Origin of the sequence: Croceibacterium soli, from assembly GCF_009828065.1 — a bacterium.
Classification (GTDB): Bacteria; Pseudomonadota; Alphaproteobacteria; order Sphingomonadales; family Sphingomonadaceae; genus Croceibacterium_B; species Croceibacterium_B soli.
Genome location: NZ_WTYK01000005.1, coordinates 168349 through 182740 on the forward strand (window position 1 = coordinate 168349; position 14392 = coordinate 182740).

Consider the following 14392-nt stretch of genomic DNA (forward strand, 5'->3'; position numbering starts at 1 on the left):
ACCAGCTACTCTGCATGACAGCCGGCTTCATGAGTTGCCTGTGAGAAAAGCCATAAGCAGCTCATTGAAGCGCTCCGGCTGCTCAAGATTAGACAAGTGTGCAGCATCGAGCAACTCACAACGGGCGTTCCGAATGCCCGAGGCGAGCGCCTCTGTGTGTGGAAGCGGCGTTGCGGGATCTGCAGTGCCGCCAATCACCAAGACCGGGCGTCTGATAAGGCCCAGCACCGGCCGCATGTCCATGTCTCTGATCGCCGCGCAACATCCAGCGTACCCTTCCGATCTGGTGCCGATAAGCATCTCTCGGAACACTGCGACCTTGCCGTGATCCGCACGAAAGGTCTCTGTGAACCAGCGCTCGAGAACAGGGCTGGCGATTGCGGCCATGCCTTGCTCGCGCACGGTGTCAATCCGGGTGTCCCAGGCCGACGGAGGCCCCATGAAAGGCGAACTGTTGGCGATCACTAATCGGTCGATCCGCTCGGATGCTCGCCAAGCAATCCATTGGGCCAGCATACCGCCTAGAGACAGGCCGCAAAACGAGAAGCGGTCCAATCGAAGCGCATCGGCAAGCTCAAGCACATCTCGGCCGAGCCTATCCATCGAATAGGCGCCCGCAGGAACGTCCGATCCACCATGACCGCGCGTATCATACCGTATCACACGGAACTCGGCGGTGAGTGCTGGCAACTGCGGTTCCCACATCGCCATTGTCGTTCCGAGAGAGTTGGAGAGAATGAGGCAAGGTGCGTCCTCGGGTCCCTCGGCACGCCAGGCAATTCGACAGTGATCCCCGGTTGTGATCGTACCGAAGTTCATACCCGCTCCAGCACCAAGGCAATGCCCTGCCCAACACCAACGCACATAAAGACCAGCGCGAGGTCCCCTCCGGTACGCTGCAACTCCTCAGCCGCTGTCATAGCCAACCGAGCCCCCGACATCCCCAGCGGGTGACCGAGAGCGATAGCCCCGCCGTTGGGATTGACCCTTGGATCATCCCACGGGACGTCCAACTCGGCGAGGGTCGCAATCGCTTGACTAGCGAAAGCCTCGTTGAGCTCGATTACGTCGAACTTCGAAATGTCTAGTCCTGTGCGGGCAAAGAGCCGCCGAGCAGCTGCTGCAGGTCCGATGCCCATAATGCGCGGTGCAACGCCTGCCGAAGCCATCGCGACAATCCGTGCGCGTGGAGTAAGCCCGTGCCGCTTCGCCGCCGATTCTGAGGCGATCAGAAGTGCTGCTGCACCATCGTTCAAGCCGGTCGCATTGCCAGCGGTGACTGTGCCGCCCTCTCTCGCCACCGGTCGAAGTGCAGAAAGCGCTTCGATTGTGGTCTCTCGTATGTGCTCGTCGTGCTCGAAAACGAACAGTTCTCCTTTCCCTCGCGGAACCGTTACGGGCACGATCTCAGCAGCCAGTCGACCGCAATCACGTGCGTTCGCCGCCCTCTGCTGGCTCGCCAGAGCAAAGGCGTCTTGCTGCTCGCGCCCGATGCTCCACTGCTCCGCCACATTCTCGCCCGTCTCCGGCATTGAGTCCACGCCATAGGCAGCCTTCATCGCCGGATTGACGAACCGCCACCCGAGCGACGTGTCTTCCAACTTCTGACCACGACCAAAGGGTGTTTCTGCCTTCCCAAGTACATAGGGGGCGCGCGTCATCGACTCGACACCGCCGGCCAGAATGAAGTCGGCATCGCCTGCTCGAATAGCTTGTGCGGCGCTACCGATCGCGTTCAGGCCAGAGCCACAGAGCCGGTTAACTGTCGTACCGGGTACGCTCTGCGGCAGCCCGGCGAGTAGAACTGCCATACGCGCGACATTGCGGTTGTCCTCGCCGGCCTGGTTCGCGCATCCAAAGATTGCGTCGTCGAGAGCTTCCCAGTCGATCCGTTCGTTGCGCTCCATCAGGGCCCGGATTGGGATTGCGGCGAGATCGTCGGCACGGACGCTCGCGAGGGCGCCATGCAACCGGCCGATGGGTGTTCTTATCGCATCGCAGAGAAAAGCGTGGGTCATCTGCTTGGCCCTTGCCGGAGTGCCATTTCGTACCGTGCCGTCACAGAAGCTGATACTTCCTCGAGCGTTACATCCGGTGCCAATTCGACGAGTTGGAAGGACGAGTTACGATCCACCCGCTCGAACACACAGCGATCAGTCACAATCATGTCTACTACGTTCCGTCCCGTAAGGGGGAGCGAACACCGCGGCACTAATTTTGGGCTGCCGTCCTTCGCAGCGAGATCCATGATGACTATTATGCGCCTGACCCCCGCAACTAAGTCCATCGCCCCGCCCATGCCCTTGAGCATCTTCCCAGGAATGGTCCAGTTCGCGAGATCGCCGTCCTGCGAAACTTGCATGGCGCCAAGCACCGCCATGTCGATGTGGCCGCCGCGGATCATCGCGAAGCTATCCGCCGAAGAAAAGAAGCTTGAGCTCGGCAGTGCCGTGACCGTCTCCTTACCTGCGTTGATCAGGTCGGGGTCCACATCTTCCTCGAAAGGGAAAGGGCCAACTCCCAACATTCCGTTCTCAGACTGCAGCGTGACCTCGACGTTCTCTGGCACGAAGTTCGCCACGAGAGTTGGAATCCCGATGCCCAGATTCACATAGTACCCATCGCGCAGCTCGGCCGCAGCACGCTGAGCCATCTGTTCACGCGTCCAAGGCATCAGGCGTCCCTCCGCAAGCGGGTAGTTACCTTCTCAACCCGCTTCTCATTGATCGTAGAGATCATCACCCGATCGACATAGATGCCAGGAGTATGGATGCAGTCGGGATCGAACGTTCCCATCGGCACGATCTCCTCGACCTCCGCGACAGTGACCTTGGCGGCCGTGGCCATGGTAGGATTGAAGTTGCGAGCGGTTTTGCGGAACATGAGATTGCCGGCCGGATCTGCGCGCCAAGCTTTCACGATCGCCAGATCTGCCCGCAACCACGTCTCGCGCACATACTCCTCACCTTCGAACACCTCGACGGGCTTGCCCTCGGCCACCACCGTGCCCACTCCTGTCTTCGTGTAGAAGGCAGGGATACCGGCCCCGCCGGCGCGTATCCGTTCAGCCAAAGTACCCTGAGGATTTAGCTCAAGCTCTAGCTCTCCGGATAGATACTGCTGCTCGAACAGCTTGTTCTCTCCCACGTAAGAAGAGATCATCTTCTTAACCTGCCTACTCTTAAGCAGCGTCCAAAGACCAAAACCGTCTGCGCCAGCATTGTTAGATATGATAGTCAAGTCGGCGACACCCCGGCCGTGGATTTCCCGGATCAGGGTCTCAGGGTTGCCTGTGAGGCCGAAGCCTCCAGACATGATGGTCATTCCGTCGAAGAGCAATGACTCGAGGGCTAAGGACGCGTTGGGAACTGTTTTGTCCATTTGAACGGCGCTACGCTTCTGCAATCGCGCGGGGGCGAGTAGAGAACGCCTCATCGTCTGCAGACGCCGCCCGCTGAAGCTCAAAGTCGAACGCTACGAAGGCGTTTTCACCTTGCCGATTTGGCGTCGGCAGCAGACCCTCTCGCGTTGCAAAGGCGAAGTCGTCCTGCGCGAGCGGATCGTCACCGAAATTGATCTGCGTGGTGAGCGTGCGGTACCCAGGCGCCTCTACGAAGAAGTGGACATGCGCAGGCCGGTTGCCGTGGCGCCCTAGCACCTTCATCAAGCGATCGGCCGCTCCACCGGGCGGAACGCTGTAGCCCGAGGGGAGTTTAGAGCGGAAGCTGTAGCGCCCATCCTCCCGCAGCTTTATGCGCCGACGGTTGTTGAACGGCGTCTGCTCACCTGTGGGGTCGAAGTGTGAGTAGAACCCCTTGGAGTTTGCATGCCAGACATGGAGAATGGCACCCTGCACCGGCTCGCCATCCGGGCCTTTGACTTGTCCGGTCATGTACAGCGTTCCCGTATCATCGGGATCGCTCGTTAAGTTGACGTCATCTCCTTCGACCAACGGCGCACCCTCAACATACAGCGGCCCTTCGATAGTCCGCGGAGTACCGCCGGTACGCCCGGCTTCGCGGTCACGCTCGTCTGTCACCAAATCCATGAAGTGCTCTAAGCCGATACCAGGAACGATAAGCCCGAACTCCTCGCCACCTTCCTGGAGGAACTTGATGGCCTGCCAGAGCTCGCCCTCAGTGACATCATACTTCACAATGACCTGCATCACAGCTTCGACGAGATCCCGGGCGACACCCTTAAGCCGCTTGTCCCCCCCCTCTCGGTCGATGCCGGCTGCACGATCGAGTAACTGCTGGACCGCATCGGTTTGGACGAAGTTCTTATTCATAGCCTCTCTCCGAAAGATACTTGTCAGCGATCGTCGGGATGGATCGACGACGGGTGGCGACATAGTGGTGTGATCCGCACATCCATGAGCGGATAGAGCGGAAGCGTCGTAATAAGTTCATGCAGGCGAGCATTGTCGCTTACATCGAAGATACTCACGTTGCTATACTGTCCAACCACTCGCCAAATATGGCGCCAAGTACCGGCTGCTTGCAGATCTTGGAAGCGCGCCTTTTCAGCTGCCTTGAGCTCTTCGAGCCGTTCTTGATCGTAGCCGACCGGGACATTTACATCCATTTCAACTTTGAAAAGCATACGTTAGCCCCTTTCGCCCGCTGCGATGCTGATAGTGCGCCGCGATGCGTCTCGACGCATGAAGGAGATGCGGTCTTCATCCAACGCGATCCCCAAGCCCGGCCCCACGGGCACTTCAAGGCCGAATTCGCGATAGTCGAGGGGCTGCTGCAAAATCTCTTCGGTGAGTAGAAGCGGGCCGAAGAGCTCCGTTCCAAACGCCAGTCGTGGAAACGTTGCAAAGACATGAGCCGAAGCGATCGTGCCAACCGCGCCTTCGAGCATTGTTCCGCCATAAAGCCCCACGCCCGCGGCATCTGCCACTGCCTGCACCTGCTTCGCAGCGATCAGGCCGCCCGATTGCTCTATTTTCACGGCAAAAACATCGGCAGCCGCCGCGCTGGCGTAATCGTAGGCGCTAGCTGGGCCATTTAGCGCTTCATCTGCCATGATCGGTACATCCGAGCGCGCCACGAGCCGCGCCATACCGGCTCGGTTCGATCGATGGATCGGCTGCTCTACAAGATCGCAGCCCGCGTCGGCGAGCATCGCTAGCGCAGGGCGGGCCTCCAACTCACTCCAAGCCATGTTCACGTCGACGCGAATGGAGGCGTGAGAGCCGAGGGCCCGTTTGATCTCTGCCACATGGGCCACGTCCTCCTCGATAGGGCGCTTACCGATCTTTATCTTGAAAGCATCATGCCGCCGACACGCGAGCATCTTCTGAGCCTCATCGATGTCACGAGCCGTATCGCCACTTGCCAATGTCCACAGTACCGGCAAGCGATCATGCACTCGTCCACCCAGCAGTTCGCTTATTGAAAGGCCAGCGCGCTTACCGTGCGCGTCAAAGAGTGCCGTTTCCACGGCGCACCTGGCAAAGTTGTTGCCGACGATATGGCGTCCTAGGCGCTCCATCGCCAACGCCGGCTTAGTGGCATCCTCCCCAATAAGGGCCGGCGCAAAATAGGTGTCAACCGCAAGCTTAATCGTCTCAGGCGCCTCAGGACCGTATGATAGGCCTCCAATCGTGGTCGCCTCGCCAATGCCCGTGATACCATCGGAGCAGGTGATCCGTACCAGACAAAGCGTCTGGTGATGCATCGTCGCCATCGCCAGCACGTGAGGCCGAATCGTCGGAACATCGATCAGGATCGCCTCGATTTCGGCAATGGTGATCATTTCAAGCCTCCCATGACGCTTACATAGAGGCTTGCCGGAGCCAACGGAAAGACTTACTAGGTCCGATATAATACCAGATAGGTATGATAGAGCTTCGCCAACTTCGCTACTTCGAAACCGTCGCTAAGGAGCGCAATTTCACCCGCGCAGCCGAGCGGCTGGGAATAGCGCAGCCGCCGCTCAGCCGGCAGATTAAAGCGCTAGAAGACGAGATGGGCATCGTCCTTTTCGACCGACAAACCAGGCCTGTGCGTCTGACGGAAGCGGGTCGCGTCTTCTACGAGCAGGCCGCGCAGATCCTCTCTAGCGTAGAGCAACTGAGAGAATCGATGTCGAGGATCCGCTCGGTCCAGCAAAAACGCTTCGTCATCGGGGTCGTAGGCTCGATTATGTATGGCGAGATGCCGCGCATCATCCGCAGGTTCCGAAGGCACAATCCGACGATTGAAGTCGAATTGGTCGAACTCATCACGCTTGAACAGGTGGACGCCCTGAAGGGCGGGCGCATTGATGCCGGCCTAGGTCGCGTGCGGATCGACGACCCTGCCATCCGACGCGAAATCTTGCACAATGAACCGTTGTTCGCAGCCCTCCCGGCCGACCACCAGCTCGCGCGCGCCTCACACCCGCTACCGATACATGCGCTGACAAATGAGGTTCTGATTGTCTACCCCAGTCAGCCTCGCCCTAGCTATGCGGATCAGGTATTGAGCCATTTCCGGGATCACGGCAGTCGGCCGGCTCGGGTGGTCGAAGTGCGCGAAGTTCAGACCGCACTTGGATTGGTCGCCGCGCAGGCAGGTGTGGCGATTGTGCCGTCCTCAATGCAGCATCTGCAAAGAGATGATCTCGCTTATCGCCCGATTGCCCACACCGATGCGACATCGCCCATCATCTTAAGCCAGCGGCTCAGCGACGACAGTGCAGAAGCAGAGCAGTTCAGGACGATCGCTCGGACTGTTCTGGGAACAGATCCGCCACAGAAGTGACGGACCTCAGCAGATGAACATGATGAGTGGCGCTCACGTAGACGGCCGGAGATTCGCGGGCCTCAGATCAGATAGCCGACCCCCCAAAGTGCGTCGTCGGAGTTGATAAGCAGCACTTCTTTGCGCTCCATCTTCAGCTCACCAGCACGTCGCACCAAGCGGTATGTGGCGTCACCAGCAAGCACGCGGGTCCTCTCGAACTTGTACTCGACGATGTGCTGCGCACAGCGCACTTCCACGCTCGCCTCGTCGCCCGCGCTTAACACAAAGCGCGAGGTGGTACGTACTGTACGGGCCGAGGGAGCCGATGAAATAGAGAACCCGCTTTTCAGGCGTTTGACCCGCGCCTTGCGCATCTCGGCGTCATCATAAAGAACGTTCAGCTTGGCAGCATTGTCACCTTGGTCGCGCTCGATAGGTACGATGTAGAGCCCTTCATCGAGCCAAAGGGAAAGCCATTCCTGATACTCCTGGCGGTCTAGCAGTTCTGCCTCGCGCCAGATGAACTCAGCCGCCTCCTGCAGCGTGATCACGCCCTCCCGTGCTATAGCGGGACCGATTTTCTCCAAGGTGCTCATGCGCTCATCATCCTTTTCCACTGAGCATAGGCGGCCCGCATGCCGGTTTCCGCGCTCACGTCAGTGACGTTGCTCCCGGCCACGTGACCAATCAACGGATCGATCCCGCGGTTCACCAGAACATGAACATCTTCGCCCGCGGCCGCGCCGCGCTGCACACGCTCCCAGCCTTCAGCATCATCTGGCGATCCAAAACCCATGGGTCCCTGAAAGTGCTCGTGCAATCGCATACGCACGCGGTTTCCTGCTTCGGGACCGCCGTCCATTCCAATAGCTATATGCCGGATCTCGGTCTCGTCCACGGAGATGGGACGCAGCACGCGGAAGAATGCCATCGAACACGCGACGTTAGGGAACAGGTTCAGATTGAACCCGCTCCCTCCGACTGCGCGCACCACTTTGCGCACTTCCCCCTCCTCATATCCTTCGCTTCGCAATTCATCCGCCAACTCGCGAAAGCGCTCTGGTATCTCGTCTTCGAGGTTTTCCTCTAGATCCACCAAGGCAGGGATCATCACCATGACGCTATGGCCCTTGCCAAGATCCTCGACCCAGCCGCCCTGCCCAAGGACATCGAAAACATTGCTAGTGTCGGCATCGAGCGAATCGAGGAAAGTCTTGTGGACGATGGGGAAGTGGTAGGCGTCCGTAGTATTTTCGAGCTGGATCTTCCAATTACCGCTGAACCGAAACCGATGCTCGCCAAGCGTCTTAACGGGGTGTCCGGCCCCCTGCTTCATGAACAAGTCGATCCATTTCTTGGCCGGCCCCAGAAAATCGACGAGGGGCTCTATGTCCGCGCGGAAGGTTGCAAAGATCATTCCCGCATATTCTTCGACACGAAGTGATACTAGCGGAAAATCCGCTTTGTTGAAGTCGTCACCATAAACCGACGCATGCGGCACTGCGCGCAGCTTACCGTCTAGCGCGTAACTCCATCCGTGATAAGGGCAGACGAAGACACTGGTTTTGCCGCGCTTTTGCTCGCAAACGGAGGCCGCGCGATGGCGGCAGCGATTGAGCAGGACGTTAACTTGCCCAGTCTTGTCGCGCACGACAATTACCGGCTCCTTGCCGACAAAGGATTTTACGAAGTGTCCCTTGTTTGGCACTTCGCTAGCATGAGCGACCCACACCCAAGTACCTTTGAAGATTCGATCCATCTCCGCGTCAAAGATCTCAGGATCAGTGTAGAGCGAAGTGTCAAAACGGTCAGGTTGTACGAGGTCGCTGACGTCGCGTAATTCCCGCACTTTGATGTCCATATCAATCTCCTATGATTTCGCTGGGACGGGAACTGGCGTGGGATCATCCCAGCGTTCTACTGCCCTGCTGAACAGGTTCTCAGTTTCGAAACGACTGATGCGCCACTCGCCTTGCTCCCGAACGAAGCGAACGCGAAGGCGTGCGGAGCGCAAATCAGAACGCCCGTCAGCGTAGGTGGAGGCCTGCAGCATCATCCAACTTCCGCGCGCGCTCTCGCGATCGACCGTGATACTCTCAGAGCAAAGAAAATGGGCGTTCATCGCGAAGTGCGGCGGCGGACCACGATACCGGCCGAGCATCGCCACAATGGCATCTCGTCCTTCGTAACCGCCGAAGGTCGCCGCATACCTCGGCCCAACTCCGGCCCAAACAGCATCTTGCGCGAAGAGCTCTCCGAGTTCGTCCATCGGAGTAGCCGGCCCCAGATCATCGCAAAGTTCCATATAGCGTGCCATGACGGCGCGAACGGCCTTTTCGGCTTCTAATTGCTCAAGACGGGAGGTTAGTTCTTGGATAGCGGAACGCTCATTCATGGAGGGCCTCCGCGACGATTTCGCCGATCGCGCACAGCTTCGCATCTAGATGCTTACCTCCAACAAGCTGGACCGCCGCCGGCAGGCCATCCGCAGTGGGGGCAGGAATGCTCAATGCCGGATGGCCGGACAGATTGAAGGGACGCACGAATTTTGTAAGCTGGAGCGCCGCCTGGGCATCGCCCGCATCGGCGAGAAGTGGCGGAATACCAGGCAGGACGGGGGTAACGAGCGCGTCAAAATGCTTGATCGCCTCGTCCACCTCAGCAGCAAAGCGCCGGCGCACGGCTTCAGCCTCCGCCACCTGCTCTCGCGTGATAGCGGAAGCCGCACTGAGCCGACCATCGATATCCGCGCCGAGCAGGCCAGTTCCGCACAAGTGACCGAACAATGGAGCCATCTCCGCGCCCATTATGGTCAGGCCCGCCATGAACGCCTCATCGAAACTTGCGAGCTCCACGGGCTGGACATCTACCGCGGCACGGCCAAGAGCCGCATCGACAGCCTCATCGACGCGCCTGTCTGCGCTCACCAAGACCCTGCCCAACTTCGGACGACCGGAGAATGGGCCGCCCTCAAATCCAGGGGAGATCATACGCATGGCCTCAGAGATGCCGGACATGTCACGCGCCAGCGGTCCGATACAATCTAACGAGCTTTCGCGGGGCTGAGCACCGATGCGAGGGACGGCGCCGAAAGTCGGCTTCAGGCCGAATACCCCGCAACACGCTGCCGGCACACGAATAGAGCCGCCGGTGTCCGTCCCGATCGAGAAATCGACCAGTCCCGCAGCTACCGCGACGGCAGGGCCGCTTGAAGACCCGCCCGGGATCCTCTCTGGGAAATTGACGTTTAAAGGAGTTCCCGTCCAGGCATTCACGCCGGTAACGCCATAGGCAAGCTCGTGCATGTTTGCCTTGCCGACAATCCGGCAACCATGGTCGAGCAAAGCTTGAACGACCGCAGAATTCTCGCGCGCCGGCGGAGCGTTCGCGAAAGCTTGGCTACCGCAGCTAGTGCGGAAACCCGCTATATCAAGGCAGTCCTTCACTGCGACGCGCAATTCACCCTCCCCCACATCCACATCGACGATGAAGGCCAGCGTGTCCGAAACTGATGCGCAGGAGCTTGACATGGACGTGATCATAGGGTGATTCACGTGAATGGTCAACTATTATGCCTCATGAGGAACGCGGTGAGGAGAGGTATGGAAGCACCTAAGCAGAGCGATCTCTCATTCGACGCCTGGCCATTCTACTGGTTGATCCGTGCGAATGTGCGGTATCTAGATGCTCTGAACTCCGCACTTGAGGGGACGGGACTCGATCCTTCGTCTTGGCGGGTCATCATGGTTCTGGCAGAAAACCATTGGCTCTCAGTCAGTGAGTTAGCGTCTCAGGCGAACACGAAGCTGTCGACGATGACCAAGACCGTCAACCGAATGAAGGCTGACGGGCTCGTCACAACACGCGAAGGCACGGTGGATAGGCGAGTGACCGAAGTGACTACTACTGCGAAGGGGCGCGCTCTGGCGCCCATAGCTAATGATGCTGCACAGCATGTTTACACTCGCGCCTTCGGTCGCATGTCTGAATCAAGCGCTGCACTGCTCAACGAATTGCTGAGTGAATTGGCAGATAACCTTCGCTGACCACATGTAAATGGACGTCGCTATATGATCGAGAAGAGTATCACTGAGACAGCGCAAGCTTTTGCTAGGCTCCGCGCTAGCGCGAAGTGCTGTAACGCGTATCCGGGCATTCTACCTACTAGTCTCGCTGAAGCGTACCGAGTTCAAAAGGCCGGTATCGATGTTTGGGGCCGGCCAGTTGCTGGCTGGAAAATCGGACGCATCGTCGGCGAACTAGAGGAGCGCCTTGGCGAAGACCGCTTTGTCGGCCCGATATTTCCAGACACGATTGTTCATGCTTCAGCCGAGCACGTCGAATTCCCGATCGTGCCGAATGGGTTCGCAGCTCTGGAGGCGGAGCTCATCGCTGTGATCCGAGGACCAGTCATACCGCCACGTGGGTTGTGGACGGCCGAGAACTGTGCCCGATCAATAGCGCGATGGCATATCGGCATCGAGTATGCAGGCAGCCCTCTATCAGCCATCAACGATCTGGGCCCTCTCGCGTCGATCGCCGGATTCGGAAACAATAATGGCCTAGTGATTGGGCCAGAGCTTCGAGGAACTGACCCAGAGCAAGTAAGTTGCAAGGTGGCGATCGGCGATTTTGTGTTCGGTCCGGCGTCGTCGAAAAATCTCCCAGGCGGTCCACTAGCCGCAGTGGCTTTTGCTCTCAACAAGCTCACACAGCTCCGACAAGGCATCTTCGACGGAATGCTACTGTCCACGGGCGCTATCACGGGCGTTCACGAAGTGGGCATAGGCGTGCGCTGCAAAGCCGAATTCAATCCAGGAGGATCGGTCCTATGCGAAACAGTTGCTCAGAAACCCGATAACTCTTGGCACATGCTAAAGTGATGTTGTGGACGACCTCTGCAGCAGCTGAGCGTTGGTAGATATAGCGCTCGTAGGACCACGCCTTAGTCGTTCAATGGACCAAGGAGTCGTCAACCTCGGATTGGATCGAACGGAGGACATACTTCACGTGTACGCTCGACACGTAAGCTGCATGTCGGCGAAGGAACTGGTCTTTGTCACGCGCACTGGGCCTACCTGAGAGTACACTCTGGGTGGCGCCGATCCGCTGACACTGCTGACCCCTGCGGCTTTCGCGGTAACATGTACCTTCATGCTGCCGGTCAGCACGCCGCGAACGCAATCCTTGACACCCGTGCAGAGACGATCGCACAGATGGCGCGGCGGGTTCAACCGAGATGGTGCTAGTCGCGCTGCCCCCCTTTCAGTTGCCTGCTCGGCGGCCGCGCGGTCGACCTAGAGTTCTAAGCTGATCAGGTCTCAAGCCTCGTGAGGAGCAAAGCGAACTTCCTCATCGGATGGCAGGCGTCAGCCAAGGTCCCCCGCAAGCCTTAGTGCGTTCCAGTGCTCGATTGCTCCCCGGCCAGCCGTTTCTGGTCCTCGCGGTAGGCCTTCCACTGTAGATCAATCAGGAACGCGTGAAGCGCTCTCGCTTCGCCGACTGTCATCTGGTCGGCGATGGGCCAATTGACATGCCCATCAGCGAACCCGGGCATCCCTTGTTGCCGGCGGCTACCCCCCATCACTATTCCGAGGAACAGATCGTGTGCATACTTTGGCATGTAGCGTAGGTCCGGAACCGCGCCATTCTTAACCCATGCGCCGACACCATCGAGTTCAAAGCCCCCATGACAGCCCCAGCAGGTGAATTTCGTCATCACCTCCCCTCCTTGCTTAATCATCTCGGCGCTCGCCCTTTGAACAGGTGGCTCCGGGACCCGAGGCACCACAACCTCGGGGTATGGGAACGGTGCCTTCGCACCTAGCTTAAAGGCGAGGAGACGCGAAGGTCCGTACCTCGACTTCAGGGTCGAGAGACCGCTCGCCCCGTCGAACAGCAATGTGCCCGAACCAAGGCCGACAGGGATCAGAATGTACTGCTCGCCCTTAACGCGATAGGTTACTGGGACGCCCTGGATGGCAGAGCCTGTGTCGATCGACCAAAGCTTGCGTCCCGTCCCGGCCTCATACGCGGCGAACTCACCCGTGGCCTCCCCCTGAAACACGAGATTCCCGGCAGTCGACAGGACACCGCCATTGATGGGCAGCCGTTGAGCGACCGACCATTTTGCCGCCTGCTTCACTGGATCCCAGGCGATGAGTTGCCCAATGCCGCCTGCGGCGAGGCCGTGCTGGTGAGAGTTGCTCGATGATTCGTATACAGGCACGTAGACAAGCCCCGTAAGCGAACTGTAACTCATCGGCCACCAGTTCTTGCCAACCATATTCCGCATGTGGCCATCCGACGTCGGTGGCCCTTTCTGCTCGGCCGGTCGGTCCGCCAGTGATTTCCAGGAAATGAGCTCCCCGTTCTTCGCATCGATGACGAAGAACCCACCCCACCGCGGCATCGTCATCACCACACGGCGCTTCGCACCTTCGATCATCAGATCGGTCACGATGACGTGAAAGACCTCAGTAGGCGGATTCTCGGGGAGGACGGTGCCGGGCTGGTAATGCCACGCATACTCGCCCGTATCCGCATTCAGCGCGACGACAGCGCTAGAGAAAAGCCGATCACCGCTCGTCTCAATGACGCCCCCCAGACCCGTCGACGGGCCGGCTGTGCTATAGATGAGGAGCCCGGTGGACTCGTCGTACACAATGGACTCCCAGGCGGCGCCGCCACCTCCCTTCCACCATTCGTCGCCCGCCCAGGTTTTCGCCGCCATCTCATGCGCTTTGCTCTCAAAACCCTCTGCCGGGTTGCCCGGGGTGTTCCAGAAGCGCCAAGCTAAGTCGCCGGAGTTTGCATCGAGCGCGACTATCGCGCCTCGCGTTCCCGTGTCGGAGCCGAAATAGCCGATGTAAACCTTGCCACCGCCGACTCGGGGCGCACCAGTGATCCCCGTTTGATTAGGGTCGCAGACAGCTTTGTCCCAGAGTTGCTCGCCGGACTGAGCGTCAATCGCGATCATCCGGCAGTCGCCAGTCCCTAGGAACACCTTGCCTTCCCAGACGGCGACGCCTCGCGGGATACGGGCGGTGTATGACCCCATCATACCCTGATCCAGGCGGATCTTTGGATCGTACTTCCACAACTGACGTCCGGATGTGGCGTCGATTGCAAACACGCGGTTCAGCGAGCCTGTAACGTAGATGATGCCATCGACGACGATTGGCTCAGTGGCCATCCCAACCGCGCTGTCAATGTCGGCGGACCACGCGAGCCCGATGTTCTCGATATTCTGGTCGGTGATATCCCGAAGCGGACTAAAGTGGCTCGAGCCGAAGTCGCGACCGTTGACGAGCCAGTTATCGCCGCGAGTAGCCTCGGCCAGCACGCGCGCGGCATCGACAGCACCGGCGGAGACTTTGCCTGGCACGCCCGCATTCTGACCCACAGCAGGCAGGGCAAGCCCTGCAGCAAGCGCCCCCAGCACCAGCCCGGACAGGATCGGGCGCCCACGAAGACGTCGCAACGGGCCCTGTGCGGCAGTAACATGCTGCAAGGTGTCCCGTTCGATGCTGCTGCCTGTGCCTGACTGATTTGGCTTCTTTGCCATTACTTTCTCTCCCAGCGCCCGCTTCAGGACTCGAAACAATTCGAGTATTCGCTTAGCCGCTGGGAGTGTCAACCTTGAATATCTGAGC

15 protein-coding genes are annotated in these 14392 nt (G+C 59.1%); 3 read left to right on the top strand and 12 right to left on the bottom strand.

Annotation, left to right across the window (positions count from 1 at the left end; all coding sequences use genetic code 11):
* Window positions 1-27 precede the first annotated feature (27 nt).
* Genes pcaD through GRI75_RS10300 form a run of 7 tightly spaced genes read right to left on the bottom strand, consistent with a single transcriptional unit; the run spans window position 28 to window position 5766 of the window.
* Window positions 28-819 carry a 3-oxoadipate enol-lactonase gene (gene pcaD, locus GRI75_RS10270; protein ID WP_160746885.1) on the bottom strand — a complete coding sequence of 264 codons (792 nt, stop codon included), beginning with the start codon at window positions 817-819 and terminating at the stop codon, window positions 28-30.
* Complete coding sequence (gene pcaF / locus GRI75_RS10275) at window positions 816-2018, bottom strand: 3-oxoadipyl-CoA thiolase (protein WP_160746886.1); 1203 nt, start codon at window positions 2016-2018, stop codon at window positions 816-818. The genes pcaD and pcaF overlap by 4 nt, the downstream gene beginning before the upstream one ends.
* Window positions 2015-2674: a 3-oxoacid CoA-transferase subunit B gene (locus tag GRI75_RS10280; protein ID WP_160746887.1), complete on the bottom strand. Its 660-nt coding sequence runs from the start codon at window positions 2672-2674 to the stop codon at window positions 2015-2017. The genes pcaF and GRI75_RS10280 overlap by 4 nt, the downstream gene beginning before the upstream one ends.
* On the bottom strand, window positions 2674-3381 hold the full coding sequence (locus GRI75_RS10285; RefSeq protein WP_160746888.1) for a CoA transferase subunit A: 708 nt from the start codon (window positions 3379-3381) through the stop codon (window positions 2674-2676). The genes GRI75_RS10280 and GRI75_RS10285 overlap by 1 nt, the downstream gene beginning before the upstream one ends.
* Before the next feature lie 10 nt (window positions 3382-3391).
* On the bottom strand, window positions 3392-4291 hold the full coding sequence (locus GRI75_RS10290; protein WP_160746889.1) for a dioxygenase family protein: 900 nt from the start codon (window positions 4289-4291) through the stop codon (window positions 3392-3394).
* A 23-nt stretch (window positions 4292-4314) separates the two neighbouring features.
* Entirely contained in the window at window positions 4315-4605 is a 291-nt protein-coding gene (catC, locus tag GRI75_RS10295) for a muconolactone Delta-isomerase (RefSeq protein WP_160746890.1), read from the bottom strand.
* Window positions 4606-4608: 3 nt separating this feature from the next.
* Entirely contained in the window at window positions 4609-5766 is a 1158-nt protein-coding gene (locus GRI75_RS10300) for a muconate/chloromuconate family cycloisomerase (protein WP_160746891.1), read from the bottom strand.
* An 83-nt stretch (window positions 5767-5849) separates the two neighbouring features.
* On the opposite strand from GRI75_RS10300, the gene GRI75_RS10305 reads away from it, so the two are divergent.
* The gene (locus GRI75_RS10305; protein ID WP_202389700.1) at window positions 5850-6755 is read left to right on the top strand and encodes a LysR family transcriptional regulator; all 906 of its coding nucleotides are present in this window, start codon (window positions 5850-5852) and stop codon (window positions 6753-6755) included.
* Between the two features lie 62 nt (window positions 6756-6817).
* Here GRI75_RS10305 and GRI75_RS10310 read toward each other — a convergent pair whose 3' ends face one another.
* From GRI75_RS10310 to GRI75_RS10325, 4 genes are read right to left on the bottom strand one after another with little or no spacing between them, the layout of a single operon-like run.
* Window positions 6818-7333, bottom strand: coding sequence for an aromatic-ring-hydroxylating dioxygenase subunit beta (locus GRI75_RS10310; RefSeq protein WP_160746892.1), 516 nt, complete (start codon window positions 7331-7333; stop codon window positions 6818-6820).
* Window positions 7330-8598 carry an aromatic ring-hydroxylating oxygenase subunit alpha gene (locus tag GRI75_RS10315; RefSeq protein WP_160746893.1) on the bottom strand — a complete coding sequence of 423 codons (1269 nt, stop codon included), beginning with the start codon at window positions 8596-8598 and terminating at the stop codon, window positions 7330-7332. Before GRI75_RS10315 ends, GRI75_RS10310 begins: the two co-directional genes overlap by 4 nt.
* A 9-nt stretch (window positions 8599-8607) precedes the next feature.
* On the bottom strand, window positions 8608-9132 hold the full coding sequence (locus GRI75_RS10320) for a nuclear transport factor 2 family protein (RefSeq protein ID WP_160746894.1): 525 nt from the start codon (window positions 9130-9132) through the stop codon (window positions 8608-8610).
* Window positions 9125-10279, bottom strand: coding sequence for an amidase (locus tag GRI75_RS10325; protein WP_235911458.1), 1155 nt, complete (start codon window positions 10277-10279; stop codon window positions 9125-9127). Before GRI75_RS10325 ends, GRI75_RS10320 begins: the two co-directional genes overlap by 8 nt.
* Before the next feature lie 60 nt (window positions 10280-10339).
* On the opposite strand from GRI75_RS10325, the gene GRI75_RS10330 reads away from it, so the two are divergent.
* Together GRI75_RS10330 and GRI75_RS10335 are read left to right on the top strand one after the other, a co-directional pair.
* Window positions 10340-10783, top strand: a complete 444-nt coding sequence (locus tag GRI75_RS10330) for a MarR family winged helix-turn-helix transcriptional regulator (RefSeq protein ID WP_160746895.1) — start codon at window positions 10340-10342, stop codon at window positions 10781-10783.
* Between the two features lie 24 nt (window positions 10784-10807).
* Complete coding sequence (locus tag GRI75_RS10335; RefSeq protein WP_160746896.1) at window positions 10808-11620, top strand: 2-keto-4-pentenoate hydratase; 813 nt, start codon at window positions 10808-10810, stop codon at window positions 11618-11620.
* A 509-nt stretch (window positions 11621-12129) separates the two neighbouring features.
* Here the strand turns inward: GRI75_RS10335 and GRI75_RS10340 are convergent.
* Window positions 12130-14304: an outer membrane protein assembly factor BamB family protein gene (locus tag GRI75_RS10340; protein ID WP_160746897.1), complete on the bottom strand. Its 2175-nt coding sequence runs from the start codon at window positions 14302-14304 to the stop codon at window positions 12130-12132.
* Window positions 14305-14392 lie beyond the last annotated feature (88 nt).